Source organism: Bacillus mobilis (genome assembly GCF_001884045.1).
Taxonomy (GTDB): Bacteria; Bacillota; Bacilli; order Bacillales; family Bacillaceae_G; genus Bacillus_A; species Bacillus_A mobilis.
In genome coordinates this window covers 156,000-171,468 of the sequence record NZ_MACF01000123.1, presented here as the reverse complement: position 1 = coordinate 171,468, position 15,469 = coordinate 156,000, and the positions used below count along the sequence as shown (strand labels likewise).

The window sequence follows — 15,469 nt, the reverse complement described above, 5'->3', positions numbered from 1 at the left end:
TCATTAGTTTATATATCCTAAAACACTTACAATCTTACTCGCTTTTAAATTATTAATGTGATAATAAATTTCTAAGCCCCTTCTCTCAGCTCGTAACACTTTACCTTTCATTTTTGATAAATGTTGCGAAACAGTCGATTGTGGAATATTTAGTAATTCTGTTAATTGCGTTACATTACAAGTTTTTCTCGTACTTAATTCATTTACAATTTGTAATCGGATTGGGTGAGCCATAATTTTTAAAATATCTACATCTTCTTCTGAAACTAAACTTTTTCTCATTTCACTCGTATATGTTGTCATAAGACATTCCCCTTTTATGTGAATTTCTCTTATTTAGATCTATTTCCAAAATATTTAAAACTCCGACGAGAAACCTTTATATAAAAATAATAGAATTTCAAATTTTTAAAAACAGAATGAAATACAATTCACTTTATTTATTTGGTACATATACATAATACAATGTTAATATGTGCTCTATGTGAAGTTAGCATAAATTTATAATGAAGATTTTTCAAACAATTCACATGTAACTATATACTTCCTCATAATACTATCCAGTGATTTTAACATATTTTAGGCATTTGTATATACTATCTACAAAATAAATGTTGTTTAGGAGGAATTCAAATGCCAACAATGTTACAAGAAGAAGTTGAAGAAGCGCGCGAAACGTATGTCAGTCGTATCATTTTGGTCGGTGGATCTGCTTTATTTTTAGTCGGTGGTGTTATCTCGGCAATTTCGGCCTTTAAAACTTATAATAGATTGGAAAATACACCGCCTTCTACAGATAACTCGTAAGTAAATTATTTAATTTTGAATAACAAATAAATGCCGCCTCTTTTTAGAGGCGACATTTATTTGTTCATAAGTTCTATACAGGAAAATCGCAAACAATACTTTGACTAAATTACAATGGAACTTACTTCACCACAAACCTTGTCTGACTACACCCATCCTTCTGCTTCGTTACTTCTAATACAGCTGGCATTGCGTTTTTCAGCTCTTGAACGTGTGAGATGACACCGATAAACATTGTATAAGAACGTTCATAAACTACGAAAAATTACGAGAGAGCGACTGACTTGTAGTAAACTCTAGTAAAGATCCAGCGTATAATATCCTGACAAACCTCTTCCTATACATAACCGATTTTTCTAGTCTCCACCATTCCTCTTACTTCCTTTCCATCATTTTTGATCCGATTGTAAAACAACCACGTATAACAGTGAATTAAATAAATGAAAGTTCATAAATAATTTTCTTATATTAAACGAACAGTTAAACACTTAGTAATCGACCAATTATTAATAGTTCATAAAAGTATACTTAAACGGCCATTAAAATATAATTAGCATTGACCTTTCTATAGATTTGGCTATTTCTTACTGATTCTTTATTTCCATTAACATTTAGGCAATCTTATATAAAATAAAAACCCGGACCTTTTTATTAATAGGTACCGGGAATATTATTAATTAACTATTGTTTTTAACTGTTCAGCCTTAACTTTCTTATTAAGAATTTCTTCTAATTCATCGTATAACTTTTCGTGATCATCAGGTAAAGAACTATCACGAACTATTCTTACACTTCTTTCTCCTGTATATCTTCCTATAACATGATAATATTCTCCATTTTTTTCTATTGTTGCATCCACATGTTCATTCTCCCTAAAATTACCCAGTCGATGAATCCCCGTCTTGATAAACATTTTAACACCTCCTCACAAATAGATAACTTCTCTAGTAATAATCATAATCCTTTAATATTTTTGTTATTTACCACAGAGTCGAAGTTTCAAGTCGTGTGTCTGTCAGGGGGGTGTTCCTGTATTAATTGGAAAATTTCGAAAATGTATAAAACGAGTTTTTTCTAATATGCACCGATATAACACCTCTTCCGAAAGTTCCGAACGGCTATGCATCAGACGGCGGAGACTTCCGAAATCCACTTCCTTCTATATGTGCTGAAGTCACCACATTATGAACGTACCATTGTATCTGTCCGAATAAGGTCGTACTATATCAGACATCAATGTCAGTTTTGATTCTCCCAAAATAAGAGGAACGTTCGGACTTTCGAAAAACTGTTGCCCTTATTAATCTATCTATGCTTGAGTTTAGTAACAATAAAGAAATCGCCATTTGCATTAATGAGATAATAGTTAATTGGCCTGGTATTGATAAACCGTAGTTACTAGGACCCAAAACATATCCATGTTTCTGTATCCTTTCGTCTTGAATATCCCCTAAGCTATTGTATAATCCAGTAGGACTTGCGTGTATGTGATAGCTTGCTTGTTTATAATAAATAGATAGGCGATTAATTCCTGCACTCTTCTCTAAATCACTGAAATAATAATTCCTTCGAATAGTGTATCTTCAAATTCGTAGTTGTAATCGTATGCTTCTTCGTATATAGCGAATGTTAATACTTCGTTACATACGAAGAAGCATAGTAAATACGATTTATCTTCCGTGTCTTTAATTTCGATTGAATAACCATCTACCATATTAACGTCTCCTCTTCGATTATAATACATAAAGTTGGATACTTAGCGTTTTCCTATTACGTATAGATAACTAAAGAGGAGAAATTAGTATGTTATTAAGTTTTTTTATATACCAGTGTTACTGTTTTCTTAAGACCTTATAACTCATCTGACATTCTCGCTGTACACTATTCCATAATCAGGAAATTTACTTAAATACAATACAGAAGTTACTATGACAGATTCAGGATTATGAAGCCCTCTGGTACGATTATTTGATTTTTCATAAATATCTGGAAGAATTATGCCGATATGTTCATCTATTTTCCTTATAAAAGTAGGTGTATTCTCATTATCAGAAGTAGATATACCTACTTCATCTTTTCTTCCATTTATATGTCTAGGATCTATAAACGATGGATAAATACAGTGCGCTATGAATATTAAAAAAGAAACATGCACAAAACACTGAATTTTTTTCTCTCTGTCGAAAACATGTTTATAATAATCTGACCAACGTTCTAATATAAGCTGTGAAAAATTCAAAAATGTTCTAGGATTATGCAAATTTATATCCAAGTCCAAAGAGTCAATAATTTTCAAATACGATTTTATGATCGTGTTTCGTTCAGATTGAACCACAGCCCAATCCATTCCATATGAATGATGATAATCCTCAGCATATTGTTCAGATTTTATTGCAAAATAATCTAGATTCCCATAAAAATAAGCTTTTAATGCCCCATTTAACGCTTGATGAGCCTCGTCATCTTTTTCATTTAGAGACTTTGAAATAAAATTATTTGTTAATGTCTCAAGCTGGTATTTCGTATTAATTAAATATTTTCTTTGAAAAATCTTTTGTAAGTAATATTCAGGTTTGCTTATTCCTTTTTCCTTCAATGCATCAAACACTACCTCCTGATCCATTGCTACTACAAAGAAAAATCCTGGTAAGTCTAAATTAGATTTTATCATTTGAAAAATAGTAATGACTTCTTCTGGAAATAATCTATCTAATTCATCGATCATAATAACAATCTTCCGCTTATCTTCTCTAACTGTAACGTCCATTGCTTGATTCAATTCATCTTTTCTTTTGGACAAAGGTTTATCAAAGACTAAATCACCTATTCCTTTTACCGCTTCACCTGCACTATTTGATATTGCAGTGGCCTCTACAGGAGTTGTCCCACTCAAGTGAGATGCAACATATGTCGCTGCCTTTGCCAATGAAGGAACTATTTTCTCAGCATATTTAAAAAATGTTTCTTTAGTTGTTTGAAAATCTCCTTCTCCCATTGCATGGTATATCTCTTCAAATAAACTTTTAGTAAGTTCTTCACTCTCGGAAACCATCCAAGGGTTAAAACGTACTGTAATACATTTCCCCTTATCTAAACTACCTTCTAAAAAATTTAACATAGTTGACTTCCCAGCTCCCCATGAGCCATTAATAGAGATACAATACGGTAGATTGGGCGAAAAATCATTAATAAATGCTGCAATTTCTTCAGCCTTCTCTTTAAATCCAAGCCTATCTCTGTCTACATCATTGAGGGGCAAGTAATGTAATTCATCAATCATTTTTTTCCACCTAACATAGTAAAATTATCCAATCTATATTATAATTTACTTCTAAAATAAGCCACCAGAGCTGGTGGCTTCAACTCGTCTTTCTATTCTATATAAATAACGCAGAGAAAGAGTTAACACTATCCATGTTTAGCCTTTTATAATCTCTAAAAATTTACTTTTAACCGCCTCCCATTTCTTTTCAGATATTCTCCCACCATATTCCGCAAGAATCTTATCTTTAAGTTGGATTAACTCCACAGGATCAGATAGTGTAAATGCTTTTTTGCTACTATCAATAACACCTTTTATACCAACTGTAAATTCCGGCAATAAAAAAGTAGAAGAATCGTTCTGAGTTACCCACGCTGCACCCATCTCATTTAAACAGTACGCACTTTTATAATAGTTATCCGATAACATGTAATATACATTTATACCGCTTGATATATTATTTCTGAGGTATTCGAAAATATCCATACCGCCAGGGATTCCATGTCTTGATGATGACGAATACAGAATATCCTCCTCGGGGACTCCTAATTCTTCTAATAAATCAACAAACGCATCACAAACTTTTTTATCTGCTGATGCGTGACTAATAAATAGTTTATGTATTGTGCTATTTGTTTCTTGTATAAGCTCCTCTTGAGCAGTTTCCACTTGAAACACCTCACCTTCATAACTTCTTAAATCATTAATGTAACTTTTTATTTTTTGTTCTATATCAATATGCTGTTGCCCATTAGATACGTAACTATTCGATTGTATTTCTGATTGATTCTTCTCATACCAATCATTAACTGCCTCTAATAAATATAGAGTTTCTTCTATGTGTTTTTCTTCAACTGCTCTGTTCAATTCTTCTAATACATTCATAATATACGGATCACTAGTGTATTTCCTAATAGACCCGTGTATACCTTTTGTTTCCATTTTCAACTTTCTTAAAACATCCATCTAATTCCCTCCATGCAAAATCACTTGATACATAAATTTCTAATATAGTATTATCCCTATTAGAAATTCATTCCAAAGAATAGTTTACCATTTTTGAAGGGAACAAAAAAGAGAGCTGTATTAGCTCCCATTAATATGATAAAATGAATTACCTGCACTCTCGTAAACTCTCGATACGCCTTCCGTCTTTCCTCGTTCCTAGACTTCGCTTCCCTATCGGTTTGCCACGTTTCTTTTCTCGTACGTTCCCTCCGCACTGGAAGCTTGTAATTACGTCTGTCCACTCCGTATTCTTCCGCTGCTTTCATCGATATTTCTCCGCTATACCTACCTAATAATTTTATATTTTTTCTCCACGCGATTTCACTAATTTCCGCGGTAATTACATTAATATCATTCGATAATTTTACTAATTTACTATTCATTAATAACACCTCCTTAATATTTAAAACCTGACAGCTTCGCTTACGCTCGTTGTACCGCTGAATAGATGATGCTGGAAGATAGTTCTTGTTAGTGTGAACTACAATCATGTGTGGAAGTAGTCATATGTGGTTACACGTCACATGAACTAGCTATATTCGGCTAATTAGTAGAATGGTATAAACCGTATTTTCTCAAGGACAGATTACCTAATTGACATTTTTCTACTATATATCCCCTATACATTTTGTGACTTTAGTCTTAGAATACAGGTATTGGAAAATATAACCTCTTCCTTGTGAATTTTTAAAGAAGGGCATAAGATTGAGTGGTACAGTAAGTAAAAATAAGGATACAGGTAAATGGGATTTTGTCTTCGCTATTAAAGATCCAATGACAGGCAAGCGTAAACAAATAAGACGTAGAGGTTTCGCTACTAAACGCGAAGCAAATGAAGAAATGACACTTTTAAAGGCTGAGTATCTTAACGATGATTTTCTTAAGCTTTCTCATATGTCATACGATTCATTTATGGAACAGTGGTTTAAAGAAAGGCAAAATCAGCTTCAAAAATCTACCTTTCGAGCAAATTACACGCACTACTTAAATATCATAAAACCTCGTCTCGGTCACTTGAGGATTCAAGATATTACAACGATGCATCTGCAACATTACATCAACACGTTAATCGAGGAGAATCGTTACTCAAAAGGTACAATAAATTTAACTTTCAGTTTTATACGAACCTCTTTAAAAAGAGCAAAAGTACTTAAACTTATAAAGAATAATCCGGCAACCGATGTTGTTTTACCTAGAATAACTAAAACTGAAATGGAAGTATGGACATTGGATCAGGTAAATTACTTTTTGAGTGGAAGTAAGACGATGAAGAACGCTACGAGATTTCGTATTAGCTTTTCAATAGCAATATTTACTGGAATGCGTCAAGGTGAAATTTGGGGGCCGCGATGGAAAGATATCAACTTTGAAAACAATAGAATTTTCATCAGACAAACGTTATCTGAGCGTGGAGAATTAAAATATGGAGCGAAGAATAAAACGAGTATACGTACGATTCATATTCCGATGATTTTAATAGAAGAGTTAAAAACTCACCGTAAGTTTGTTGAGTACGAAAAAGAAAAAGCCGGTGATAAATACACCGACTTAGACTTAGCACTTCCTTCGAAATATGGAAAACCTTTAGATTCTCGTAGCATACGTAGATCATTTTATAATGTAACCGAAAAACTTGGACTACCTAGAATACGAGTTCATGATCTACGACATACTCACGCTACTCTATTAATCCAACAAAACGTTAATGTAAAATTAGTGGAAGAATCGATGGTGAAATAAAATTACTTCACCACAAACCTTGTCTGACTACACCCATCCTTCTGCTTCGTTACTTCTAATACAGCCGGCATTGCGTTTTTCAGTTCTTGAACGTGTGAGATGACACCGATAAATCGGCCTGACTTTTGTAAGTCAATTAAGGCGTCTACCGCTTTTGTTAATGACTCCTCATCTAATGAACCAAAGCCTTCGTCGATAAACATCGTTTCGATGGAAATACCACCTTCATATGCTTGAATGACGTCTGCCATTCCAAGCGCTAAACAAAGTGATGCATTAAATTTCTCGCCGCCAGATAATGTTTTTACATCGCGTGTTTGGCCAGTATATGCGTCGTATACATCTAATCCTAAGCCACTTTGACGATTTCTCTTTTCAACTCGTTCACTTCGTTTTAAATAAAATTGTCCATTTGATAATTTACGTAATCGTTCGTTTGCAATTTGAACAATTTGTTCTAAATACTCAATTAAGATGTAGCGTTCAAATGATATACGGCTTTCGTTATCACCTTTCATTACTTCATATAAATCAACAAGTTCTTGGAAAGCTTTTTCTTCCTCATGAATTTGCTCATCAATACGTCTAATATTTTCATGTAAATCAGAAATATATGTTACTGCATTTTGCGCACGTTGACGTTTTTCTTTAATGATATCAAGATTTATTTCTAAATCTTTTATATGTTCACCTAACGCTGTAATATCCATATACTCTTTATCTTTTAATTCAGCACGTAACTCTTCAATTTGTTTTGCAAGTACTTCAAGAGATGAATAATAGCTTTGAATTTCTTTTTGTAACATCTCCATCTCGGCATCATTTAATTTAGCTTCTTTATACGTAGATTGATCTGTAAATCCGCTCTGTTCAAGCTCTTTCATAAAGCGCACGAAAGTCTCTTCTTTCTTCAATTTTGTACTTTCAAATTGATTAGAAGCACTTTCCTGTTCTGCTTGAATTCGTATATTTTCATTTTGCCAATGTTGATACGCTTCCTGCACTTTCTTCCATTCATCCTCCATTAATTTGAGTTGATGCATAGCTTGGTCAAACTGGACTTTCCAAGCTTGGACTGTTTGTAAGTTTTCAGGAATATTTTTCTTATCATGTTCATATGACGTACGAAGCTGCATACACTCCATTTCTATACGGTGCTGCTCTGTTTCTACCTCACGCTGTTGCTTCTGAAGTGCATCCACTTTTTCTTCTACGCTTTTTATATTCACAGCAGTTTGCTTACGCGTTTCTTCGCTTGCTTTTAACGTATTCACTTCAGTTACTAATTGTTTTCCCTTTTGAACAAGCGCACTATATGTTTCAGCTAATTCTTCCGAGCGATAGCCTCGCTTCTTAACCTCTTCTATTACTTGCTCATATTGAAGGTGATAGAAATTCCATTTCTCCTCTAATTGAACATGTAATTTTTCAGCGGTATTCTTCTTATCTCTTAAATCATTTAACTCTTTTTCATCACTCGCATCACTTTGCTCTGTAGCTTTTTTCGGATGGTCCGTACTCCCACATACTGGACAAGATTCGCCATCATGTAGATGAAGAGCTAATATTCCAGCTTGTTCACTTAACCAGCGGCGTTCCATATTTTCATATGCGTTCACTGCCATTTGCATCTTATTATATGCCGCTTCTTTTTCTTGCTCGAATTTTTGTTTTTCTTGCCAAACATCATATGCTTGCTTTAAAACTTTTGCATCTTCTCGCATATTCGTTAGTTCTTCTACTTTATCTACATATTGCTCAAGCGCTCGTTCTAATTGCTGTAATTCACCAGACATTTGCTTTTTTTGACTTGTATGCTCGTCTAATTGTCGCTCTAAGTTATGCATACCTTCTTTTAATTTCCCTACTTGAATTTCTGCATTTTGTAAATTCAACTGTTTCTCAGCTAATGATGCAATAATCGGTTGTAATTCTTCTAACCTTTGAACAAGTTTTTTTGCATCTTCTCTCTCAGGCTCTTTATTTTTTACTGCTTCATATTTCTCCTGAGCTAGTTCAAAGCTATTCGTTATATTATCTTTTTTGGCGATTATCTGTTTTAACAAACTTTCAGCCTTCTGCTCATTTTGTATTGCTTCTTCGTACCATTGTTCAAATGGTAATAAGCGCTTCGCTTCTTCCGCACGTTTAAAAAATGTTTCTTTCATTTCAATAACTGTACGGTTTTCTTGTAAAGTATTATATTTCTCATTCTTTTGTTGTAAATCTATAAATTTCTCATTTACAGATTTAGCTGCATGAAAACGTGTTTCAGCATCTTTTAATTGCTTCGTTTGAACTTCTTGTTCTACTTGTAATTGCTCAACTTCTGCCTTATACACATCTGTTTCTTGTTCTAATGCTTCTACTACTTGATGCGTATTTACATGTTCTTGTTCCACTAATGTCTCTAATAATGATCCATCTCGGATTGGTAATTTAAAAACATTACGGAAGTATAACTCTCGCTCTTTCTGTTTTTCTTGTAAGACGTCTTTCCATTGTTTTCGTTTTTGATCAAGTAATTCACGCATTAACTTATAACGATCCGTTTTAAAAATACGACGCAAAATTTCTTCTTTGTTTTCTGTCTCAGATGTTAATAGTTTTCGGAATTCCCCTTGCGGTAACATAACAATTTGGCTAAATTGATGTTTACTTAAACCAATTAAATCTTCCACTTTTTTATTTACATCCGTTACATGAAAACGATCAACGGCTGGAACCTTCTCTTCACCCATCACTTCATATAATTCTACTGCATGTCCCGTAATCGTTTTGTTCCCTTGTTTTTTATGTCCAAGTTGTCGTTTTATTTCATAACGTTTCCCTTTTAGCTGAAAGGTTAGTTCTACACTAGTATACATATTATCATCAGCAAATTGACTGCGTAGCATGCTCGTATCACTACGTTCTTCTCCACTTGCCTCACCATATAACACATAACAAATCGCATCAAAAATCGTTGTCTTTCCAGCTCCTGTATTCCCAGAAATGGCGAAAATACGATGATCTCCAAGATCGTTAAAATCGATTACTTCTTTCTGTTTATATGGTCCAAATGCTGTCATAATAAGCTGAATCGGTCTCATCCTCGTTCACCTTCCCGTTCTTGCACTGTTTGTAGTACCTCTACAAATAGACGTTCTTTCTCTTCTGATAAATCTAAGCCTTTCATTTCTTTATAAAAAGCCTTTAATAGCGATAAATCATCCGTTTTATGTCTTGAAACTGTTACTTCATTTGACTCTGTGAACTCTCGTCTTTGAATAGATCTTTCAACATGCATTGCATTTGGATATACAGAGCGTATTTTTTCCATTGGCTGCAAGACAGGATTTTCATCTAATAATTTTACAAATACGTAATCTTCACTTATTGGATGTTGTAACAATTCATCTATTTTTGCTTCTACTGTTCGCATTTTACGGCGTGGTGTAAGTAACCTTTTTTCAATTGTTACTTCACCTTGCTCGCCCAATTCTACAATATAATAGCCTTTTTTATGTTTTTCTTCAGAAATAGAATATGCAAGTGGCGAACCTGAATATCGAATTGTTTCATTACGTACGAAATGCGCTTGATGTAAATGTCCAAGCGCTGTGTAATGAAACTTATCAAAATAATGACTATTTACGTATTCAGCACCACCAATTGAAAGTGGTCGTTCTGCATCACTTGTATTCTCCTCTGCTTCTCCCGCAGAAGTTACAAATGCATGACCTACAAATACATGTCTAGCTTCTTTATCCATCGTCTCAGAAAGCTCATTCATAAAAATACGCATCGCATCATCATGTGAACGTACGTCTTCATTTTTCAATACGTGTCTAACTATGCTTGGATCAGCATATGGAATGAGATGGAAGTGAACCTCACCATGTTCATCATTTAATATAATTGGATCATATGGAAATTGAAATTGTCCCACAATAAATAATCCTTGTTTCTTCATTAAACTACTACCAAAATGAATACGATCAGGACTATCATGGTTACCTGCAACCGCAATAACTGGCGTTTGTAAATCAATCACTATTTTTTGTAACACATCATTTAATAAGTCTACTGCTTCTGTTGGTGGAATTGCGCGGTCATATAAATCGCCTGCAATAATTACAGCATCTGGTTTTTCTTCTTCAACAGCTTGTACAAACTGATCTAATACAATCTTTTGATCTTCAGTCATATACACGCCATGAACAAGCTTTCCTAAATGCCAATCCGCTGTATGAAATAACTTCATATTGTCCTGCTCCTTTTAATTTACTGATTTTAGTGATACGAGTTGATAGTTTATAGTAGTTTTTCCGTTCTCCCACTCTAACTTTTGTATCATTGCGCTACCAATTCTTTCTTCATTTGATTTATATAAAGGTAATATTTCTTGAACTGTAAATAAGTGATAACCATCCAATTTTAATTGAAATATGTTTTCTTCTATATGTAACCTTACTTCTTTTTCATTTGAAATAATTTTTGTGTGCATCTCAAATTTCATGATAGATACAACCCCTTTTTCTAATCTCTACACTATTAATAGTATATTGGCTATGCAAGATTGACAAGTAAATACACGGTAAAGTACATACTTTTCTATCGCTATATGCTTTTTATTTTTAACATATAATACGGTATGTGAAATTTTATTTGTTTCAAAAATAAAAATGTCGCATGGGACATCTTTATTTTTGTATAAAGTCTTTCATTACATAATATAAAACTGTAATTAAAACAATCGCTACAAAAAATGAAAATACAGCGACAATGTACCCATCCTTATTTAATAAAATACAAAAAGAAATAGATATGATAAAAATCGGAAATACGAGACGTACTTTATCCTTCACTTCCTCTGTCGTATCTGTATGATGAAAAAACTGAGTTATCCCTATCATTAAAGAAGACAAAATAATCACCGACAACAGTAAAGGTCCTGGCATTCCGATTTCTCCTTTCTCTATTTCTAATAAAAGTAATATTTCTTTTATCCTAATCATTTCAAATACCCTTTTTAAGGTGATTATGTACAATTTACACCTATATAATAGCGTGTTTATCATGATAACTTCAAATAATTACAATTACAGTAATGTTGTAATATTCATTGTCAACCTCCGAAATCCTGCAAATATAACTCGTCAAAATATGCATTTGGCAAATTAACATGTATCGCCAACTTTAGACAAAGTTTATAAAGGACATTTCAGTACGTATCAAGAATTAAGAATAAGAAGATATGTAAGGGAGGATGAATTATGACTGAACACGTTTTATTTTCTGTTAGTGAAAACGGAGTTGCATCAATTACTTTAAACCGCCCAAAAGCACTTAATTCTTTATCTTATGACATGTTACAACCAATTGGGCAAAAACTGAAAGAATGGGAAAATGACGAGCGAATTGCGCTTATCGTTTTAAAAGGAGCTGGCACAAAAGGTTTTTGTGCAGGCGGTGACATTAAAACTCTTTATGAAGCACGTTCAAATGAAGCTGCATTACAGCATGCGGAACGTTTTTTTGAAGAAGAGTATGAAATTGATACATATATTTATCAATATAAAAAACCAATCATCGCTTGTTTAGATGGAATTGTAATGGGCGGAGGTGTCGGTCTTACAAATGGTGCGAAATATCGAATTGTAACTGAGCGTACGAAATGGGCAATGCCCGAGATGAATATCGGCTTCTTCCCGGACGTTGGTGCTGCTTATTTCTTAAATAAAGCTCCAGGGTTTGCTGGCCGCTATGTTGCTTTAACGGCATCTATTTTAAAAGCTGCTGACGTTTTATTCATAAACGCTGCTGATTACTTTATGACATCTGATTCATTACCAAATTTCCTTACTGAACTGGAAAGTATAAATTGGCATAAAGAAGATGATGTACATACTAATTTAAAAGAAGTCATTCGTACATTTGCAACTGCTCCAAACTTAGAAAGCGAGCTTGCTCCTTCATTAGAAGAAATTACTTCACATTTTGCTTTCGATACAATTGAAGAGATCATCTATTCATTGGAGAAAGATCCAAGTGCCTTTGCTTTAGAAACGAAAGAAACGCTATTATCAAAATCACCTATTTCGTTAAAAGTAACATTAAAACAGTTTATTGATGGCCAAGATAAGTCGGTTGAAGAATGTTTCGCTACCGACCTTGTACTTGCTAAAAATTTCATGAGACATGCGGATTTCTTCGAAGGAGTACGCTCTGTTGTCGTTGATAAAGATCAAAATCCGAATTATAAATATAAGCAGTTAAGTGATGTTTCAGAAGAAGATGTAAATCGATTCTTTAACTTACTTAATGCATAAATCATCCCCGTTAAACTGAGGCTATATAGTCGTGTCATTACGCGACTATATAGCCTCTTTCCTATTTAATAATTTTTAATAAAATTTAATTTTATTAAATCGAAATATGTGCTACACTATTTTTAATCAAATATTCTAAAAATAAAAAAGGAGGAGCGACTATGATTGAAAACTTTTTTCTTTTCATCATTATGTCTATTTGTCTTATTATTTTACCTGGCCCTGATACTGCCATGGCCACGAAAAACACATTAGTTGCCGGTAAGATGGGTGGAGTAAAAACCGTGTTCGGCACATGTATTGCACTTTTGATTCATACGTTAGCAGCAGTAATCGGACTATCCGCACTTATTGTAAAGTCAGCTCTTTTATTCTCTATTTTCAAGTACGTTGGAGCTCTATATTTAATTTATATTGGTATTAAAGCCCTTTTAGCAGTAAGAAACAAAGAAAGTGTCGATACGAACGATTTACCTTTGCATAACGAAAACGAACACACTTCTTGCTTTCGCCAAGGGTTTCTTACAAATTTATTAAACCCTAAAGTTGCAGTCTTCTTTTTAACCTTTTTACCGCAATTTTTAAATCCAAATCATAATACGTTTATCCAGCTTCTCGTAATGGGCCTTACTTACCTCGTTTTAACAGTTATTTGGTTCGCTTTTTATATATTTTTAATTGATAAAATTAGTGCTTTTATGAAAAAACCGAAGACGCAACGTTATATTCAAGGGTTAACGGGAATCGTCTTAATTGGTTTTGGTATTAAACTAGCTTTTGAAAAAAATAATTAACAAAATGAAAACCACCACTATTCCTAGTGGTGGTTTTCATTTAATAACTGATCTGGCTGTCTACTATTTATTAAAACCAGCGCTCAGTTACAACTTTTTTACGTGTATAGAATTGTACACCATCTGTACCATTTGTACCTAAATCTCCAAAGAATGAAGCTTTATTTCCTGCAAATGCGAAGAATGCCATTGGTGCTGGAACGTTTACGTTTACACCGATCATACCAGCATCGATGTTATCACGGAACGTTTGTGCATGCTTACCATTTGACGTATAAATAACCGCACCATTTGCAAATTTAGATTGATTTGTAAGTTTAATACCTTCTTCTAAATCTTTAACTCTTACAATGCTTAATACTGGAGCAAAGATTTCATCTTGCCAAATTTTCATTTCTTGATTTACACCATCAAAGATTGTCGCACCTACAAAGTAACCTTCTCCAACTTCTTCCTTAATTTTACGGCCATCTACTAATAAAGTTGCTCCATCTGCTACACCGCTATTAATATAGCCTAGTACACGCTCTTTATGAGATTCACGAATTAATGGTCCAACATAATTATCTTCGTGGAAACCATCACCTACTTTTAACTTCTTCGTCTCTGCTACTAGTACGTCGATGAATTCATCAGCAATTTCATCTACTACCGCTACTACTGAACATGCCATGCAGCGCTCTCCACTACTTGCGAATGCAGATCCAATTACACCTTGCACTGTTTTCTCAAGATTGCAATCTGGCATTACAATCGCATGGTTTTTCGCACCAGCTAACGCTTGTACACGTTTCCCGTGTTTCGTACCTGTTTCATAAACGTAACGAGCTACCGGCTCAGATCCAACGAACGAAACAGCTTGAATATCTTTATTTTCTAAAATGCTATTTACAACATCTTTTCCGCCTTGTACTAAATTTAATACTCCTTTTGGAAAACCAGCTTCATAGAATAACTCTACAAGTCGCTCTGCTAAAAGTGGCGTTCTTTCAGATGTTTTTAATACGAACGTATTACCGCAAGCAATTGCAAGTGGGAACATCCATAATGGAATCATCATTGGGAAATTAAACGGTGTAATACCCGCAACAACTCCAATTGGATAACGCCAAATCGATCCATCAATGCCACTAGCAATATTCGGAAGAGCTTGTCCCATCATTAAATTTGGTGCTGATGTTGCAAGTTCTACCGCTTCGATACCACGCTGTACTTCACCAGTTGCATCCGTTAATGTTTTACCATTTTCTAGCGTAATGATTTTAGCAAGCTCTTCTTTGTTTTCTTGTAAAAGCTGTAAATATTTATACAATTGTCTTGAACGATTCGGAACTGGTACTTTAGACCATGTTTCGTATGCTGCTTTTGCCGCTTCAACAGCTTTTTCAACATCTTCTTTCGGAGATAGCGGAACGTAAGCGATAATTTTTCCAGTCGCCGGATTTGGAACTGCTTCTACTTCTGTACCAGTAGATTCTACCCACTCACCATTAATATGATTTTTTACTCGTTTAATTTCAGTTGTAATCATTATATTCTCTCCT

Annotated in this window: 15 protein-coding genes; 4 read left to right on the top strand and 11 right to left on the bottom strand. The window is 33.9% G+C overall.

Annotated elements, in window-relative coordinates; translation table 11 throughout:
• Positions 1-3: 3 nt before the first annotated feature.
• Positions 4-303 (bottom strand): ArsR/SmtB family transcription factor, encoded by a 300-nt coding sequence (locus tag BAQ44_RS23580; RefSeq protein WP_000214798.1) that lies wholly within the window; start codon positions 301-303, stop codon positions 4-6.
• 330 nt (positions 304-633) lie between these two features.
• Between BAQ44_RS23580 and BAQ44_RS31205 the strand changes: the two genes are divergently transcribed.
• A complete protein-coding gene (locus BAQ44_RS31205) occupies positions 634-807 on the top strand; it encodes a hypothetical protein (protein ID WP_001142748.1) in 174 nt (57 codons plus the stop codon).
• A 673-nt stretch (positions 808-1,480) separates the two neighbouring features.
• Here BAQ44_RS31205 and BAQ44_RS31200 read toward each other — a convergent pair.
• The 5 genes from BAQ44_RS31200 to BAQ44_RS31495 all read right to left on the bottom strand — a co-directional run bounded on the left by BAQ44_RS31200 (position 1,481) and on the right by BAQ44_RS31495 (position 5,460).
• The gene (locus tag BAQ44_RS31200) at positions 1,481-1,720 is read right to left on the bottom strand and encodes a hypothetical protein (protein ID WP_071724151.1); all 240 of its coding nucleotides are present in this window, start codon (positions 1,718-1,720) and stop codon (positions 1,481-1,483) included.
• A 630-nt stretch (positions 1,721-2,350) separates the two neighbouring features.
• Positions 2,351-2,521 carry a hypothetical protein gene (locus BAQ44_RS31195; RefSeq protein WP_169833838.1) on the bottom strand — a complete coding sequence of 57 codons (171 nt, stop codon included), beginning with the start codon at positions 2,519-2,521 and terminating at the stop codon, positions 2,351-2,353.
• A 144-nt stretch (positions 2,522-2,665) separates the two neighbouring features.
• A complete protein-coding gene (locus BAQ44_RS23560) occupies positions 2,666-4,087 on the bottom strand; it encodes a KAP family P-loop NTPase fold protein (protein ID WP_084669621.1) in 1,422 nt (473 codons plus the stop codon).
• Positions 4,088-4,225: 138 nt separating this feature from the next.
• Positions 4,226-5,035 carry a toll/interleukin-1 receptor domain-containing protein gene (locus BAQ44_RS31300; protein ID WP_071724150.1) on the bottom strand — a complete coding sequence of 270 codons (810 nt, stop codon included), beginning with the start codon at positions 5,033-5,035 and terminating at the stop codon, positions 4,226-4,228.
• Positions 5,036-5,094: 59 nt separating this feature from the next.
• The gene (locus tag BAQ44_RS31495; RefSeq protein WP_116758404.1) at positions 5,095-5,460 is read right to left on the bottom strand and encodes a hypothetical protein; all 366 of its coding nucleotides are present in this window, start codon (positions 5,458-5,460) and stop codon (positions 5,095-5,097) included.
• A 322-nt stretch (positions 5,461-5,782) separates the two neighbouring features.
• On the opposite strand from BAQ44_RS31495, the gene BAQ44_RS23545 reads away from it, so the two are divergent.
• Positions 5,783-6,817, top strand: a complete 1,035-nt coding sequence (locus tag BAQ44_RS23545) for a site-specific integrase (protein ID WP_249024756.1) — start codon at positions 5,783-5,785, stop codon at positions 6,815-6,817.
• 2 nt (positions 6,818-6,819) lie between these two features.
• Here BAQ44_RS23545 and BAQ44_RS23540 read toward each other — a convergent pair whose 3' ends face one another.
• From BAQ44_RS23540 to BAQ44_RS23525, 4 genes are all read right to left on the bottom strand, one after another.
• Entirely contained in the window at positions 6,820-9,909 is a 3,090-nt protein-coding gene (locus tag BAQ44_RS23540) for an SbcC/MukB-like Walker B domain-containing protein (protein WP_071724148.1), read from the bottom strand.
• Entirely contained in the window at positions 9,906-11,063 is a 1,158-nt protein-coding gene (locus tag BAQ44_RS23535; protein ID WP_071724146.1) for an exonuclease SbcCD subunit D, read from the bottom strand. The genes BAQ44_RS23540 and BAQ44_RS23535 overlap by 4 nt, the downstream gene beginning before the upstream one ends.
• Before the next feature lie 15 nt (positions 11,064-11,078).
• The gene (locus BAQ44_RS23530; RefSeq protein WP_000667347.1) at positions 11,079-11,318 is read right to left on the bottom strand and encodes a DUF2584 family protein; all 240 of its coding nucleotides are present in this window, start codon (positions 11,316-11,318) and stop codon (positions 11,079-11,081) included.
• A gap of 184 nt (positions 11,319-11,502) precedes the next feature.
• Complete coding sequence (locus tag BAQ44_RS23525) at positions 11,503-11,760, bottom strand: hypothetical protein (RefSeq protein WP_001119406.1); 258 nt, start codon at positions 11,758-11,760, stop codon at positions 11,503-11,505.
• Between the two features lie 315 nt (positions 11,761-12,075).
• Between BAQ44_RS23525 and BAQ44_RS23520 the strand changes: the two genes are divergently transcribed.
• Both BAQ44_RS23520 and BAQ44_RS23515 read left to right on the top strand, forming a co-directional pair.
• A complete protein-coding gene (locus BAQ44_RS23520) occupies positions 12,076-13,131 on the top strand; it encodes an enoyl-CoA hydratase/isomerase family protein (protein ID WP_063261132.1) in 1,056 nt (351 codons plus the stop codon).
• A gap of 161 nt (positions 13,132-13,292) precedes the next feature.
• Positions 13,293-13,925 (top strand): LysE family translocator, encoded by a 633-nt coding sequence (locus BAQ44_RS23515; RefSeq protein WP_061679130.1) that lies wholly within the window; start codon positions 13,293-13,295, stop codon positions 13,923-13,925.
• A 70-nt stretch (positions 13,926-13,995) separates the two neighbouring features.
• Here the strand turns inward: BAQ44_RS23515 and BAQ44_RS23510 are convergent, their stop codons facing one another.
• Positions 13,996-15,456 carry a CoA-acylating methylmalonate-semialdehyde dehydrogenase gene (locus BAQ44_RS23510; RefSeq protein ID WP_000633351.1) on the bottom strand — a complete coding sequence of 487 codons (1,461 nt, stop codon included), beginning with the start codon at positions 15,454-15,456 and terminating at the stop codon, positions 13,996-13,998.
• Positions 15,457-15,469 lie beyond the last annotated feature (13 nt).